Origin of the sequence: Mesorhizobium sp. M7A.F.Ca.CA.002.04.1.1 (genome assembly GCF_004022805.1) — a bacterium.
Lineage (GTDB): Bacteria > Pseudomonadota > Alphaproteobacteria > Rhizobiales > Rhizobiaceae > Mesorhizobium > Mesorhizobium ciceri.
Map to the genome: position 1 here is coordinate 1 of NZ_RZPL01000040.1, position 16,050 is coordinate 16,050.

Here is a 16,050-nt window from a genome sequence, read left to right on the forward strand (position 1 = left end):
GGACAAATTGCTGGCGCCGTCGGAATCGAGCTTCCTGATGGCGCTGGGGCGGGTGAAAGGCGGAGCGGACCACTCCTTTGCGCTGGCCTGGATCGACATCTCGACCGGCGCCTTCCGCGTCACCGACACCACCGCCGACCGGCTTTTGGCTGACATCTTCCGTGTCGATCCGCGTGAGTTGATCGTTGCCGAGCCAGTGTTCCACGATCCGGAGCTGAAGCCGGTGTTCGACGTGCTCGGCCGCGTCGCCAGCCCGCAACCACCGTCACTGTTCGATTCGGCGTCGGCGACAGGGCGCATCGCCCGCTTCTTCGATGTGGCGACGCCGGACAGTTTTGGCGCCTTTTCGCGCGCCGAACTGTCGGCGATCTCGGGCGCCATTGCCTATGTCGAGAAGACGCAGAAAGCGGAGCGCCCGCCGCTGTCGCGGCCCGAACGCGAGGAGCAGGGTTCGACCCTGTTCATCGATCCGGCGACACGCGGCAATCTGGAACTGCTGCGCACGCTGTCGGGCAGCCGCGAAGGCTCGCTGTTCAAGGCGATCGACCGCACGGTGACCGGCGGCGGCGCAAGGCTGCTCGCCGACCGGCTGATGGCGCCGCTGACCGACCCGGCGGCGATCGGCGCCAGGCTGGACTCAGTGTCGTTCTTTCGTTCCGAAACGCGACTTTGCCAGGCGGTGCGGTCGAGCCTGAAGAGCGTTGCCGACATGCCCCGCGCGCTGTCCAGGCTGGCGCTCAACCGGGGTGGGCCGCGCGACCTTGGCGCGCTGCGCGCCGGCTTCGAGGCGGCAGGCGCGATCGCCGAAATCTTTGCCGCGACCGCCCTGCCCCCGGAACTTGCGGCGGCATTGGCCGCCATCCATGCACTGCCCCAAGCGCTTTCGCAGCATCTGATGCAGGCACTTGGCGACGAACTGCCGCTGCTCAAGCGCGACGGCGGCTTCGTTCGTGGCGGCTACCATGCCGATCTCGACGAGATGCGGGCGCTGCGCGACGAATCGCGAAAGGTGATCGCCGGGCTGGAACGCTCGCTGATCGACGAGACCGGCATCCGCTCGCTGAAAATCCGGCACAACAATGTGCTCGGCTACTATATCGAGGTGACCGCCAACCACCATGCTGTGATGACCGGCAGCGATGGCGCCAAGGCGCGCTTCATCCACCGCCAGACCATGGCCAACGCCATGCGCTTTACCACGACCGAGCTTGCCGAGCTCGAGACCAAGATCGCCAATGCCGCCGACCGGGCGCTCAACATCGAACTGGCCGCCTTCGAGGCGCTGACGACGGAAGCGGTCGGCGAAGCGGAGAAGATCCGTGCCGGCGCCGATGCGCTGGCCGTGCTCGATGTCTCCGCGGCGCTCGCGCTTCTGTCGGAAAGCGAAGCCTGGTGCCGGCCGGTGGTGGATTCGAGCCTTGCCTTCGAGATTACGGGCGGGCGGCATCCGGTGGTCGAACAGGCCTTGCGCCGCTCCGGCGAAGGCCCGTTCGTCGCCAATGATTGCGACCTGTCGCCGGAGGGAGCTGCCCGGAACGGCGCGATCTGGCTTTTGACCGGCCCGAACATGGGCGGTAAATCGACATTCCTGCGGCAAAACGCGCTGATCGCCATCCTGGCCCAGACCGGCTCGTTCGTGCCGGCGACATCGGCCCATATCGGCGTCGTCGACCGGCTGTTCTCGCGTGTCGGCGCCTCGGACGATCTGGCGCGCGGCCGCTCGACCTTCATGGTCGAGATGGTCGAGACGGCAGCGATCCTCAACCAGGCCGGCGAGCGCGCACTGGTGATCCTCGACGAGATCGGCCGGGGCACCGCCACTTTCGATGGCCTGTCGATCGCCTGGGCGGCGGTCGAATATCTGCATGAGAAGAACCGCTGCCGGGCAATCTTCGCCACCCATTTCCACGAAATGACCTCGCTGGCCGGCAAGCTGGCGCGTCTCTCCAACGTCACCATGCGGGTCAAGGAATGGGAAAACGACGTCGTCTTCCTGCACGAGGTCGGCAAGGGTGCCGCCGACCGCTCCTACGGCGTGCAGGTGGCGCGGCTGGCCGGCCTGCCGGAAGCGGTGGTCGACCGGGCCAAGGAAGTGCTGCACCAACTGGAAGAGGGCGAAGTTTCGGGCAAGACCAACCGGCTGGTCGACGATCTTCCATTGTTTTCGGTGGCGGTGAAGCGAGAAGCGCCGAAGCCGGTCAAGAGCGACGCGCTGGGGGCGGCACTCGGCGACATCAACCCGGACGAAATGACGCCACGCGAGGCGCTGGAAGCGCTCTACCGGCTGAAGGGGTTGGCGGGGACGTAGTCAGATCATCTCCAACCCGCGCTTGCGCGCTGGTGGCGGGAAGGCGCGGTCGAGATCGGCGATGTCCTGCGGCGCAAGCTTGATGTCGAGCGCAGCGACATTCTGGCGGACATGCTCCTCGCTGCTGGCCTTCGGGATGGCGATGACGCCCTCCTGATGCATCACCCAGGCCAGGGCGATTTGCGCTGGGGTCGCATTGTGGCGCCCGGCGATGGCTTCGAGCCTGGCATTGCGCGCCAACGCACCCTGCTCGACCGGAGAATAGGCCATCAAGGGGATGCCGCGCTGCCGGCTCCAGGGCGCCAGATCGAATTCGAGGCCACGCCGGACCAAATTGTAGAGCACCTGGTTGGTCTGGACATTGCCGCCATCGGGCAGGCCGATCAGCTCTTCCATCTCGTCGGTGTCGAAATTGCTGACGCCCCAGTGGCGGATCTTGCCGGCCTTTTTCAGGGCCTCGAAGGCCGCGACGGTTTCCGTCAATGGCACGCTGCCGGGCCAATGCAAGAGATAGAGATCGATGCGGTCGGTGCGCAGGCGTTTCAGGCTGTTTTCGCAGGCCCGCTGCACGCCCGCGCGCGAGGCGTTCGACGGTAGCACTTTCGAGACCAGGAAGGTCTCGTCGCGGCGCCCGGCAATGGCTTCGGCCACCACCTCCTCGGCACCGCCGCTGGCATACATTTCGGCGGTGTCGATCAACGTGATGCCGAGGTCGAGGCCGAGCTTGAGGGCATTCACCTCATCGGCGCGGCGACGGGAATCTTCGCCCATCTTCCATGTGCCCTGGCCAAGCACCTGAACGGCTTCGCCGGAGGGCAGTTTGGTGGTTCTGATGGTCGGTGGCATGGCGGGCTCCAGTTGGGGCCGGATCGCATCACAGGCTGGGCGATAAATCCAGAGGCGTTCTCGCCGCGCTGGCGATGGCTGAAGACTTACTTCACCGGATGGGCGGCGAGCCAGGCCTGCATCTGCTTGATCTCTGCTTCCTGCGCGGCGATGACGCCTTCGGCCAGCTTGCGGATTTCCGGGTCCTTGCCATTGGCAAGTTCAACCTTGGCCATGTCGATCGCACCCTGATGGTGCGGGATCATGCCTCTGACGAAATCGACGTCGGCATTGCCGGTATAGTCGGACGCCATCATGTCGGCATGCATCTTGTCCATCGCCGCCTTGTAGCCTTCCGTCGAAGGACTGGTCGCGTCCGTCGCCATAGCGCCCATGTCGTGTTTCATCTCTTCGCTCTGCGCCGGAACGCTTTCGAGGAAGACGGCAACCAGCATTCCGGCCGCCATCAGCAGCAGCACGAGTTTTTTGGCGAAGGTCATACATGGTCTCCTGTTGGATGGGTTTCGTATTTGGGGGCTTGGATCAGAGTTTCAATGTTCTCAGCCGCAATGCGTTTGCGATCACCGACACCGAGGACAGGCTCATCGCCGCCGCTGCCAGCATCGGCGACAGCAGCGTGCCGGTGAGCGGATAGAGCACGCCGGCGGCGACCGGCACGCCAAGCACGTTGTAGAGGAAGGCAAAGAACAGGTTCTGGCGGATGTTGCGGATCGTCGCCTGAGCCAGCGTGCGCGCCCGCACGATGCCGTTGAGGTCGCCTTTGACCAAGGTGATGCCGGCGCTTTCGACGGCGACATCGGCGCCGGTGCCCATGGCGATGCCGACATCGGCGGCGGCAAGGGCCGGTGCATCGTTGACGCCGTCGCCGGCCATGGCAACGCCGGTGCCTTTTGCGCGCAGTTCCTCGACAAGGGCTGCCTTCTGTTCCGGCAGCAGGCCGGCGCGGACCTCGTCGATGCCGAGGCTTCTGGCGATCGCGTTGGCCGTGCGTTCATTGTCGCCGGTCGCCATGATGATCCGCAAGCCGCTTTCATGCAGCGCCTTGATCGCCTCGGCCGTCGTTGTCTTGATAGGGTCGGCGACGGCGACGATGCCGGCCAGTTTTTTGTCGACAGCAACGAACATCGCCGTCTTGCCTTCGAGTTGCAGCGCCTCGGCCTTGGCCGAGATGGATGCGATGTCGACGCCAAGGTCGGCCATCATCGCGGCGTTCCCGAGCGCGACCGTCTTTCCCGAGACCGAACCGGACACACCCTTCCCGGTGACCGCCTCGAAGCCGCTGGCCTCTGCAACGGTCACGCCGCGCGTAGCGGCGCCGTCAACGATGGCTTCAGCCAGCGGATGCTCCGAGCCTTTCTCCAGGCCCGCGGCAAGCGCCAGCAATTCGTCTTCGGAAAAGCCGTTTGCCGTGACGACATCGGTCAGCTTCGGCCGGCCTTCGGTCAGCGTCCCCGTTTTGTCGACGATCAGCGTGTCGACGGAAGCGAAGCGTTCGAGTGCTGCGGCTTCCTTGATCAGCACGCCGGCATGCGCCCCGCGCCCGGTGGCGGTCATGATCGACATCGGCGTGGCGAGGCCGAGCGCACAGGGACAAGCGATGATCAGCACCGACACCGCCGAGACGATGGCAAAGATCAGGCTGGGCTCGGGTCCAAACACGGCCCAAGCGATGAAGGCGACAATCGCGACAAGGACGACGGCCGGGACAAAGTAGAAAGAAACGCGATCAGCCAACCCTTGGATCGGGGCGCGCGAGCGCTGCGCCTTGGCGACGAGCTCGACGATGCGCGCCAGCGTCGTCTCGGCGCCGACCTTCTCAGCGCGCATGATCAGCGCACCATTCTTGTTGAGCGTGCCGCCGGTCAGCGCATCGCCCTCGACCTTCTCGACCGGCAACGGCTCGCCCGTGATCATCGATTCGTCGAGCGAGGACCGTCCTTCCAGCACCGTGCCATCGACCGGCACGGCGTCACCGGGGCGTATGCGCAGGCGATCGCCGGCCTTGACGGCGGCGAGGGGCACGTCGTTTTCGGAACCATCGGCGGCGATCAGCCGCGCTGTCTTCGGTGCGAGATCGAGCAAGGCGCGGATCGCCGAGCCGGTCTTTTCACGGGCGCGCAGCTCCAGCACCTGGCCAAGGAAGACCAGCGCGACGATGACGGCGGCAGCCTCGAAATAAACCGGCACCGCACCGCCATGGCCGCGGAACTGATGCGGAAAGATATCCGGAAACAGCGTGGCGACGACGCTGTAGAGATAGGCGGCGCCGACGCCGAGCGAGATCAGCGTCCACATGTTGGGGCTGCGGTTGACGAGCGAATCCCAGCCGCGGTGGAAGAAAGGCAGTGCCGCCCACAACACGACGGGGCTGGCCAATGCCAGCTCAAGCCAGACCTTCGTCCGCTCGTCGACAAAAGCCTGGAAAGTCAGGCCAAGCATCGGCGCCATGGCGACGACCAGCAAAGGGACGGATAGAGCGGCACTGACCCAGAATCGCCTGGTGAAATCGACCAGTTCCGGATTGGGACCCTCGTCACCCGTTGGTACGCCCATCGGCTCCAGCGCCATGCCGCATTTCGGGCAGGATCCGGGCTTGTCGCGGACGATCTCCGGGTGCATCGGGCAGGTGTATTGCGTGCCCTTGGGCATCGGCTGCGGTGCTGGCCTGCCGCCGAGATATTTTTGCGGCTCCGCCTCGAATTTCGCCTGGCAAGCGGCCGAGCAGAAATAGAAGCCCTGGCCTTCGTGGCGGGCAAAATGACTGGCTGTCGCGCGGTCGACGCTCATGCCGCAGACCGGATCGGTGGCGGTCAGGAATTTTTCCAGTTCGGCGACGAATTTCGTGCGGCAGCCCTGGCTGCAGAAATGATAGAGATGGCCATCATGCTCGGCCGTCGGCTTGCCAGCCGCCGGATCGACAGTCATGCCGCAGACCGGGTCGCGGACGACGCTCTTCGTGGTGGGCACGGCGCCTTTTGTCGAGCAGCAGCTGCCGTGCGCGTGATGATCGTGATCTGAATGCGTCATTCGAAAATGCCTTGATGGATCGGTGTGTGACGTGGAGATAGGGCTTCCAGTAACTGGAAGGTCAAGGGCTGTTTCGACTTTTCTTCTCCGGTCCACGGCGCGTCCATCCACCCCAGAAAAAGTCTCACGCGGCAACACCAGGCCTGCTAGAAAGCGCGAGCGTCGCGGGGGTGGGGATTTTCTTCGGCAATGAAGCGTCTGGTCATCAATCTCGATCGGTCTCCCGATCGCCTTGCCCGTGTGACGGCGGAGTTTGCCCGCATCGGCGTTGCATTCGAACGCGTTCAGGCCATAGACGCACGCGACCGGCCGGAGCTGGACCAGCTGCCGCAAAATGTCGGATATCGGAACAGGCTGCCATTGACTGACGGCGAGATCGCCTGCCTGCTCAGTCACCGGGCCTGCTGGGCTGTCATCGCGCAAGGCGACGCCCGCTACGGGGCGATTTTCGAGGACGACATCGTCTTTGCCGCAAAAGCCGGCGCATTGCTTCGCGACAGCGACTGGATCCCAGCCGATGCCGAAGTCGTCAAGCTCGAAAGCTACTTCTGTAAGACCGTGATCCGACGCAAGCGCATTGCCATCGGTCACGGCTTTTCCACATCCAAACTCGACGCCGAACATATAGGAACCGCCGGCTACATCATCTCCAGGCAAACCGCGCTCGACCTGATCAAGGCCACCGAGGAGATCGGCATCGCTGTCGACGACCTTGTCTTCAACCCCGAGTTTTCGGTTTTGCGAGGCGAGACGATCTATCAGCTTGTTCCTGCGCTCTGCGCGCAAGATCAGTTCCTTGGCGACAGGGCGCTCCAATTGCCAAGCCTGCTCAGAGAAAAGCGGGATATCCAGTGCGCCGCACCCGCCGGGACCGGGAAACGCAGAAAGACAGCCATAGCGAGGGTCAAAGCCGAGGCTCGGCGAATAGGCAAGCGCATTGTCGATTTCGGTCGACTGAAGCGGAGAATGGTCATTCCATTTACTTATCCGAGCCAAAACTCAGCCGGGTCTTGAACCGGCTTCAACGCCCCATACCCAGCGCCGCCAAAACGCGCTATAGACGCCGCCGAAACGGCAAGGCCGACTGGATATATGGCAAGAATCTCCCTGAAGCTCGACGAATTGATCGACGGCGAAGCCTTGCGCCGCGAGATGACCGCGCTGACCGCGGGCACGGCGGGCGACGGCTCAGGGCAGGCTGCGCGCAATGGTGTGCTCCAGCTGCTCAAGGGACGACTGGCGGACGGGCGCGCCATTGCCGAACGCATGCTGAGGGACGATGGCGGCGGCAGCGCCTGCGCGGCGCGGCTGTCGCATCTCATGGACGAGATCATCCGGGCGCTTTACGATTTCGCCGTCACCCATGTCTACCGGGTCAAGAACCCGTCCTCCGCGGAGCGCATGGCCGTCGTCGCTGTCGGCGGCTACGGCCGTGGAACGCTGGCGCCGGGGTCCGACATCGACCTGTTGTTCCTGCTGCCTTACAAGCAGACGCCGTGGGGCGAACAGACAGTCGAATACATGCTCTATATGCTGTGGGACCTGGGGCTGAAGGTCGGCCACGCCACACGCAATATCGACGAATGCCTGCGCCTGTCGCGCACCGACGTCACCATCCGCACCTCGATCCTCGAAGCACGTTTCCTGTGGGGCGAGGAAAAGCTCTATGATGAACTGATGCTGCGCTTCGACCATGAGGTGGTGCGCACGACCGGCCCCGAATATGTCCAGGCCAAGCTTGCCGAACGCGATGACCGCCATGCCAAGGCCGGCGAAAGCCGCTATCTGGTCGAGCCCAACGTCAAGGACGGCAAGGGTGGCCTGCGCGATCTGCAGACGCTGTTCTGGATCGGCAAATATTTCTACCGGGTGCGCACCGGCGAGGAATTGGTCGATAAAGGCGTCTTCACCGAGGGTGAGTACCGCGAGTTCCAGAAAGCCGAGGATTTCCTGTGGGCGGTACGCTGTCACATGCATTTCCTCACCGGCAAGGCCGAGGAGCGGCTGCATTTCGACATCCAGCGCGAGATCGCCGAACGGCTCGGCTACACCACGCACCCCGGCCTGTCGGCGGTCGAGCGCTTCATGAAGCACTACTTCCTCGTTGCCAAGGACGTCGGCGACCTGACCCGCATCTTCTGTGCCGCGCTCGAGGAGGAGCAGGCCAAGCACGTGCCGGGCTTCAACCGCATCTTCCTGACTTTCTCGCGGCGCAAGCGCAAGCTGGCCGGCACGTCGGACTTCATTGTCGACAACCACCGCATCAACATCGCCGACGACCAGGTGTTCGAGCGCGATCCGGTCAATCTGCTCAGGCTGTTCTGGTTCGCCGACAAGCACGGTCTGGAATTCCACCCCGATGCGCTGAAGCTGCTGACCCGTTCGCTCGGCCTGGTCAACAAGTCGCTGCGGCGCGACGAGGAGGCCAACCGGCTGTTCCTCGACATATTGACCTCGGATCGCAATGCCGAACTCAATCTGCGCCGCATGAACGAGGCCGGGCTGCTCGGCAGGCTGATCCCGGATTTCGGCAAGATCGTCGCCATGATGCAGTTCTCGATGTACCACCACTACACGGTGGACGAGCACCTCATCCGCTGCATCGGCGTGCTGGCCGAGATCGAACGCGGCGACGGCGAAAAGGTCCATCCCCTGTCGCACACGCTGATGCCGGGGCTGAAGAAGAGCCGCGAGGCGCTCTATGTCGCCGTACTGCTGCACGACATCGCCAAGGGCAGGCCGGAGGACCATTCCGAGGCGGGGGCCAGGATCGCACGCCGCATCTGTCCGCATATGGGGCTGTCGCCTGCCGATACCGAGACCGTTGCCTGGCTGGTCGAGAACCATCTCGTGATGTCGATGACAGCCCAGACCCGCGACCTCAACGACCGCAAGACCATCGAGGATTTCGCCGCGATCGTGCAGTCGGTCGAGCGGCTGAAGCTGCTTTTGATCCTCACCGTCTGCGACATCAGGGGCGTCGGACCGGGTGTCTGGAACGGCTGGAAGGGCCAGTTGCTGCGCACGCTCTACTACGAGACCGAATTGCTGTTGACCGGCGGGTTTTCGGAAGTGTCGCGCGCGCAACGCACGGCGGCGGCGCGCGAGCGTCTGGCCGAGGCGCTTGCCGACTGGCCGGACAAGGCCCGCAAGCGCTATGTCGGCCAGCACTACGAGAATTACCTTTTGACCGTCGATCTCGCAGACCAGCTGCGCCATGCCGAATTCATTCGTGAGGCTGACGCGTCAGGCAACAAGCTTGCCACCATGGTCAAGACCCACCAGTTCGAGGCGGTGACCGAAATCACCGTGCTGGCGCAGGACCACCCCCGCCTGCTCTCGGTCATCGCCGGGGCGTGCGCCGGGGCCGGCGGCAACATTGTCGACGCGCAGATCTTCACGACGTCGGACGGCCGTGCGCTCGACACGATCCTGATCAGCAGAGAATTCGACCGCGACGAGGACGAGCGCCGGCGTGCCGAGCGTGTCGGCCGGCTGATCGAGGACGTGCTGTCGGGCAAGAGCTGGCTGCCGGAAATGATCGAGAAGCGCACCAAGCCGCGGCGCGGCTCCAAGGTGTTCAAGATCCCGCCGCGTGCCGAAATCCGCAACACGCTGTCGAATCGTTTTTCGGTCATCGAGGTCGAGGGCCTCGACCGGCCTGGGCTGCTGTCGGAGATCACCGGAACGCTTTCCGACCTGTCGCTTGACATCGCATCGGCCCACATCACCACCTTCGGCGAAAAGGTCATCGACACTTTCTATGTCACCGATCTCACTGGCCAGAAGATAGATAACCCGGCCCGCATCGCCACCATCCGCAATCGGCTGATGGCAACGCTCGAAGGCATCGTGTCCGAACGCGGCGGCAAGTCCAGGGCGGCGGCCGAGTGACAACGACCATCACTTTGTCCCAATTCCGCAGGCAGTTCCCAAAAGCATGAGCCTCGTCAAGAAATTCGCAACGGTCGCTTCCGGCACGCTGATGAGCCGCGCGCTCGGTTTCGGCCGCGAGATGCTGATGGCCGCCGCACTCGGCACCGGACCGGTCGCCGATGCCTTCAACGCCGCCTTCCAGTTTCCCAACACCTTTCGCCGGCTGTTTGCCGAGGGCGCCTTCAACGCCGCCTTCGTGCCGCTGTTCGCCAAGGAGATCGAGACCCACGGCACCGAAGGCGCCAAGCGCTTTTCCGAGGAAGTGTTCGGCGTGCTGTTCACGGCGCTGCTGGCGCTGACCATCATCATGGAATTGTCGATGCCGCTGATCGTGCGCTATCTGGTGGCGCCGGGTTTTGCCGGCACGCCGGGGAAGTTCGACACCACGGTGACGCTGGCGACGATCATGTTCCCCTATCTGATCTGCATGTCGTTGGGCGCGATGATGGCGGGCATGCTGAATTCGCTGCGCCGCTATTTCGCCGCCGCCGTGGCGCCGGTGTTCCTCAACATCATCCTGATCGGCGTGCTCGCCTATGCCTGGTACAAGGGCTCGGATGCCCTCACAGTCGGCTACGGGCTGTCCTGGGGCGTGCTTGCCGCCGGACTGGTGCAGCTGGCGATCGTCTGGGTGGCAGTGCGCCATGCCGGCATCTCGATCGGCTTTCGCCGTCCCAGAATGACGCCCGCGGTCAAGCGGCTGCTGATCCTGGCGCTGCCGGCGGCCATCACCGGCGGCATCACACAGATCAACCAGCTGATCGGCACGGCGATCGCCTCGGCGCAGAACAGCGCGGTGTCCTCGCTCGCCTATGCCGACCGCATCTACCAGTTGCCGCTCGGCGTGGTCGGTGTCGCGGTCGCCATCGTGCTGTTGCCCGAACTGTCGCGCGCGCTGAAGTCGGGCAATCTGATCGAGGCGGCCAATCTGCAAAACCGCTCGGTCGAGTTCACACTGTTCCTGACGCTGCCGGCAGCCGCCGCACTCTGGGTGATGTCGGAGCCGATCGTACGGCTGGTCTATGAGCGCGGCGCGTTCGCCGCCAACGGCTCGACGCCAACGGTGGCGGCGATCCTGGCGATCTTCGGCCTCGGCCTCCCGGCCTTCGTGCTGATCAAGGCATTCACGCCGGGCTATTTCGCCCGAGAGGACACGCGTACTCCGATGATCTTTGCCGCCATCTCGGTGGCGGTGAACGTCACCACGGCGCTGACGCTGTTTCCACGGATGGGCGCGCCCGGCATCGCGGTGGCCTCGGCCGTCGCCGGCTGGGTCAACGCGGTGATGCTGCTCGGCGTCCTGATCCGGCGCGGCCACTGGGGCCGCGACGTGCCGCTGATGAAGCGCATTCCACGTCTGGTGCTGTCGGCTATCGTGATGGGGGCAGCGCTCTATTTTGCCGAGCATTGGTTCGCCGTCAGGCTCGGGCCCGGCTCGCCGCTGGTGGTCAAGGCGACGACGCTGCTGTCGCTGGTCGCGGGTGGGGCGCTGCTGTACTTCATCACGGCGTTTGCCACCGGCGGCGCCGATTTCGGCATGATCCGTCGCAACGTCAAGCGGGGATCTGGCAAGTCGGCGCCACCGATCGCAAAGACCGACCTGGACGAGTAGCGCCCGACACGCTCGCAGCGCCGTCTTGATCGCAGCGCCGTCTTCGTCCATAAGCGCGCCGTCGCAAGACTTTCGCCGCGCGCGGTTTCCAGCCGCGTGATTGGCTCCGAAAAGTCTGCAACTTTTCGGAATCACGCTTATACGGCCCTCCACAAGCCATGAGGACAATCATGACCGCCTTCAAGCCACTCGTCTTTTCCGGTGTCCAGCCGACCGGCAATCTGCATCTCGGCAATTATCTCGGCGCCATCAAGAAATTCGTTGCCCTGCAGGACACCTCCGATTGCATCTATTGCGTCGTCGACCTGCATTCGCTGACAGCCCAACTCGTTTATGAAGACCTGGCCGACCAGACGCGGTCGATCACTGCGGCGTTCCTGGCCTCCGGCATCGATCCGAAGAAGCACATCGTCTTCAACCAGTCACGGGTCATGCAGCACGCCGAGCTTGCCTGGATCTTCAATTGCGTGGCGCGCATCGGCTGGATGAACCGCATGACGCAGTTCAAGGACAAGGCCGGCAAGGACCGCGAGAATGCCTCGCTCGGCCTGCTCGCCTATCCCTCGCTGATGGCTGCCGACATCCTGCTCTACCGTGCCACCCACGTCCCTGTCGGTGAGGACCAGAAACAACATCTGGAGCTCACCCGCGACATCGCGCAGAAATTCAACAACGACTTCTCCGACCGTATCGCAGCGCTCGGCGTCGGCGTCGAGATGCAGGTCGGCGAAGAGACCGTGAACGGCTATTTCCCGCTGACCGAGCCGGTCATCGGCGGGCCGGCGGCGCGCATCATGTCGCTGCGCGACGGCTCCAAGAAGATGTCCAAATCGGACCCGTCTGATCTGTCGCGCATCAACCTGACCGACGACGCCGATGACATCTCGAAGAAGATCCGCAAGGCCAAGACCGATCCGGAAGCGTTGCCGAGCGAGCTGGATGGCCTGGCCGGCCGGCCCGAGGCAGAAAACCTGGTCGGCATCTATGCGGGTCTCGCCGAGATGTCGAAGGCGGATGTGCTCAAGCAATTCGCCGGCCAGCAGTTTTCCGTGTTCAAGCCGGCCTTGGCCGATCTTGCTGTGGAAAAACTGGCGCCGATCGCCAGCGAGATGCGCCGCATTTCGGATGACCGCGCCTATGTCGACGCGGTGCTCAAGGACGGCGGCGAGCGCGCCGGCGTGCTGGCCGAAGCGACGATGAAGACGGTGCGCGACATTATCGGCCTGCTGCAGGGCTGATCGCGACATCGGGTGCACTGGCACAAGGCCGGCGGCTTGCCGCCGGTCCGCCGCAGTGGCAGATTGCGCCGCAAGACACCGAGTAGATAGACATGGTCTCCAAACGCCTCAGCCGCGAAGCCGGCCATCGCAGGAAATTCCTGACGATCATCGACGACACGCCGGAATGCGAGCGTGCCGTCGCCTATGCCTCGAAACGGGCGCAGAGCACCAGCGGCACGCTGGTGCTGCTCTATGTCATCGTGCCGGACGATTTCCAGCATTGGCTGGGTGTCGAGAAGATCATGCGCGAGGAAGCTAACGCCACGGCGCGCGCCGCACTCGACAGCTATGCCAACAAGGTGCGCCAGAAGCTCGGCATCGAGCCCGAGATGGTGGTCCGCGAAGGCAAGCCGACGGAAGAGATTCACAAATTGATCGAGGAAGACCAGGACATCGCCATCCTGGTGCTGGCCGCCGGTGCGGGCAAGGAAGGCCCGGGACCGCTGGTCGGCGCCGTGGCCGGCAAGGGTGCCGCCTTCCCGATCCCGGTGACTGTCGTGCCGCAGAACCTTTCGGACGAGGAAATAGACAGCCTGGCCTGAGGTGTGCTGATTTTCAGGTGATGCCGGCCTGACCTGAATCTCAACACACCTTCGGGCGCGTCCCAGGGGCGCGCAAAAAACATTCCGCCAGCCAGCCATTCCGGCGATGCGTTTCGCTTGAATGTCCAGCCAATTGAGCCTATTTAGAATTGTTCCAAACTAGATGCCCAACCGGGCACGGAGACGGCCATGTTCATCCAGACCGAATCGACGCCAAACCCGGCGACGCTGAAATTCCTGCCCGGCAAGGAAGTGCTTGTGGAAGGCACCGCCGATTTCCGCGATGCCGACAGCGCCGCCGTCGCCTCGCCGCTGGCCGGCCGGCTGTTCGAAATTCCTGGCGTCACCGGCGTTTTCTTCGGCTATGACTTCATCACCGTGACCAAGGATGGCCCCGACTGGCAGCATTTGAAGCCGGCGATCCTCGGCGCCATCATGGAGCATTTCATGTCCGGCGCGCCCGTCATGGCCAAGGCCGGCCCGGCCGCCGAGACCAGCCAGACCGGTGAGTTCTACGACAAGGCCGACGAGGAGCTGGTCATCACCATCAAGGAGCTGCTCGACACGCGGGTGCGCCCGGCGGTCGCCCAGGATGGCGGCGACATCACCTTCCGCGGCTTCGAGAATGGCACGGTGTTCCTGCACATGAAGGGTGCCTGCGCCGGCTGCCCGTCATCGACGGCGACGCTGAAGCACGGCATCCAGAACCTTCTGCGCCATTTCGTGCCGGAAGTGCAGCAGGTCGAGCAGGTCTCCTGACGCCCGTTTTGACAATTCTACCCTGCTGACCGTCTGGTCCGATTTCTTCGCTTCCGGCGCATCGGTCAGAAGGAACTCCAAAATGATCTACGAACTTCGGGTTTACCGGGCTCTGCCGGGACGCTTGCCGGCGCTTCTTGATCGCTTCGACAAGATCACGCTCAAATTATGGGAAAAGCACGGTATCCGCCAAGCGGGTTTCTTTACCACGCTGATCGGAGCTTCGAACAACGAACTGACCTACATGCTGGCATGGGAATCGCTGGCCGAACGCGAAGAGCGCTGGACGGCGTTCGTGAAGGACCCTGCCTGGACGCAGGCGCGGGAAGACTCCGAGCGTGATGGCCAGATCACCGAGACAATCATCAACCAAATTTTGGTACCCACCGCGTTCTCGGCGGTGTCCTGACCGCCGAGCAGGCGTCGCATCGCGCAAACAACAAAAAACCGGGCCGAATTGCCCGGTTTTCTGCTTGGGACGTCCGTTGTTGCCTAGACGGTCCGCGTACGAAAACTGCCTCTAGAGAACGATGACCTTGGCGCCGACCGAGGCGCGGTCATAGAGGTCGATAATGTCCTGATTCATCAGCCGGATGCAGCCAGACGACATCGCCTTGCCGATCGAATTCCATTCGGGGCTGCCATGCAGGCGATAGCCTGAATCACCGCCCTTGTTGAACAGGTACATGGCGCGCGCGCCGAGCGGGTTCTTCAGGCCCGGCTCCATGCCGCCGGCAAACTTTTCCAATTCCGGCTGGCGCTGGATCATCTGCCTCGGCGGCGTCCAGGTCGGCCATTCGCGCTTGAGCGCAATGTGGGCGGTGCCATGCCACTCGAAGCCCTCGCGGCCGACGCCGATGCCGTAGCGAATGGCCCTTCCGTCGCCCTCGATGAAATAAAGGAACTTGTTCTGCGTATCGACGATGATCGTGCCCGGCTTTTCCGGGCTATCGTAGTTCACTTCCTGCCGATGGTACTTCATCGGCACTTTCTCGATCGGGATGCGCGGCAGCTGATAACCGGCGTCGGTGACCGCGCCGTAGTCGTTGGAGAAGATCTGCGAGCCGATGGTGCTGCAACCGGCGATAGCAGTGGAGAGCGCCAGTGCGGCGATGATTGCAAACGACTTCATGCGCATCAGGTGATCCGGTGCCCCGCCCAAACTCGGCGGCACGAGTCGGCCGCTCTCTCATCATCATTCATGCTGGCATTTGCTTTGCTTGCCAAGCGCGCGATGCCTATATGCCTGCCTTGACGTACCGGTAAGCGTATCACTATGGCATTTTGGCAACAGGACTCACAGGATTGTGAAGCAAATTCAAGGGGCCTGCTCCATGGGTTCCTGGAAATCGAGGAGAACCGTCATGAATGTCGGTGACGCCGCCCACCGCTCCGGCCTGCCGGCCAAGACCATCCGTTACTATGAAGAGATCGGCCTGATCGCCCCGGCACGCGCCGCCAACGGCTACCGCGATTATTCCGGAGACGACATCCATCGGCTGGCCTTCCTGCGCCGCGCGCGCAATCTCGGCTTTTCCATCGACGATTGCCGCCAGCTGATGGCGCTTTACCAGGATCGCAGCCGCGCCAGCCAAAACGTGCGCGAAATCGCCGCCGCCCATGTCACGGCGATCGAGGAGAAAGTGCGCGAGTTGCAGTCGATGCGCTCGACGCTGCAGAAACTGATTCATGCCTGTCACGGCGACGAAAGGCCGGATTGTCCGATCCTTGATGACATGG

At 63.6% G+C, this 16,050-nt stretch carries 13 protein-coding genes; 9 read left to right on the forward strand and 4 right to left on the reverse strand.

Annotated elements, in window-relative coordinates; genetic code table 11:
* The coding region (gene mutS / locus ENZ75_RS03905; protein ID WP_128277906.1) for a DNA mismatch repair protein MutS at window positions 1-2,308 on the forward strand (2,308 nt) is incomplete at its 5' end.
* On the opposite strand, the gene ENZ75_RS03910 is transcribed toward mutS, so the two are convergent.
* The 3 genes from ENZ75_RS03910 to ENZ75_RS03920 all read right to left on the reverse strand — a co-directional run bounded on the left by ENZ75_RS03910 (window position 2,309) and on the right by ENZ75_RS03920 (window position 6,181).
* Complete coding sequence (locus ENZ75_RS03910; protein WP_063169905.1) at window positions 2,309-3,154, reverse strand: aldo/keto reductase; 846 nt, start codon at window positions 3,152-3,154, stop codon at window positions 2,309-2,311.
* An 86-nt stretch (window positions 3,155-3,240) separates the two neighbouring features.
* The gene (locus tag ENZ75_RS03915) at window positions 3,241-3,633 is read right to left on the reverse strand and encodes a DUF305 domain-containing protein (protein ID WP_013528057.1); all 393 of its coding nucleotides are present in this window, start codon (window positions 3,631-3,633) and stop codon (window positions 3,241-3,243) included.
* A gap of 43 nt (window positions 3,634-3,676) precedes the next feature.
* The gene (locus tag ENZ75_RS03920) at window positions 3,677-6,181 is read right to left on the reverse strand and encodes a heavy metal translocating P-type ATPase (protein WP_013528058.1); all 2,505 of its coding nucleotides are present in this window, start codon (window positions 6,179-6,181) and stop codon (window positions 3,677-3,679) included.
* Between the two features lie 189 nt (window positions 6,182-6,370).
* Here ENZ75_RS03920 and ENZ75_RS03925 point away from each other — a divergent pair, with 189 nt between their 5' ends.
* From ENZ75_RS03925 to ENZ75_RS03955, 7 genes are all read left to right on the forward strand, one after another.
* Entirely contained in the window at window positions 6,371-7,195 is an 825-nt protein-coding gene (locus ENZ75_RS03925; protein WP_013528059.1) for a glycosyltransferase family 25 protein, read from the forward strand.
* A gap of 78 nt (window positions 7,196-7,273) precedes the next feature.
* On the forward strand, window positions 7,274-10,075 hold the full coding sequence (locus ENZ75_RS03930) for a [protein-PII] uridylyltransferase (protein WP_063169904.1): 2,802 nt from the start codon (window positions 7,274-7,276) through the stop codon (window positions 10,073-10,075).
* A 46-nt stretch (window positions 10,076-10,121) separates the two neighbouring features.
* Window positions 10,122-11,729: a murein biosynthesis integral membrane protein MurJ gene (gene murJ / locus ENZ75_RS03935; RefSeq protein ID WP_013528061.1), complete on the forward strand. Its 1,608-nt coding sequence runs from the start codon at window positions 10,122-10,124 to the stop codon at window positions 11,727-11,729.
* Window positions 11,730-11,899: 170 nt separating this feature from the next.
* Entirely contained in the window at window positions 11,900-12,967 is a 1,068-nt protein-coding gene (trpS, locus tag ENZ75_RS03940; protein ID WP_013528062.1) for a tryptophan--tRNA ligase, read from the forward strand.
* A 92-nt stretch (window positions 12,968-13,059) separates the two neighbouring features.
* Entirely contained in the window at window positions 13,060-13,551 is a 492-nt protein-coding gene (locus ENZ75_RS03945) for a universal stress protein (RefSeq protein ID WP_013528063.1), read from the forward strand.
* Window positions 13,552-13,740: 189 nt separating this feature from the next.
* Window positions 13,741-14,310: a NifU family protein gene (locus tag ENZ75_RS03950; protein ID WP_013528064.1), complete on the forward strand. Its 570-nt coding sequence runs from the start codon at window positions 13,741-13,743 to the stop codon at window positions 14,308-14,310.
* An 82-nt stretch (window positions 14,311-14,392) separates the two neighbouring features.
* Entirely contained in the window at window positions 14,393-14,719 is a 327-nt protein-coding gene (locus ENZ75_RS03955) for an NIPSNAP family protein (protein WP_013528065.1), read from the forward strand.
* 111 nt (window positions 14,720-14,830) lie between these two features.
* Here ENZ75_RS03955 and ENZ75_RS03960 read toward each other — a convergent pair whose 3' ends face one another.
* The gene (locus tag ENZ75_RS03960) at window positions 14,831-15,448 is read right to left on the reverse strand and encodes a L,D-transpeptidase (RefSeq protein ID WP_013528066.1); all 618 of its coding nucleotides are present in this window, start codon (window positions 15,446-15,448) and stop codon (window positions 14,831-14,833) included.
* Between the two features lie 226 nt (window positions 15,449-15,674).
* On the opposite strand from ENZ75_RS03960, the gene cueR reads away from it, so the two are divergent.
* The coding region (cueR, locus tag ENZ75_RS03965; protein ID WP_128277907.1) for a Cu(I)-responsive transcriptional regulator at window positions 15,675-16,050 on the forward strand (376 nt) is incomplete at its 3' end.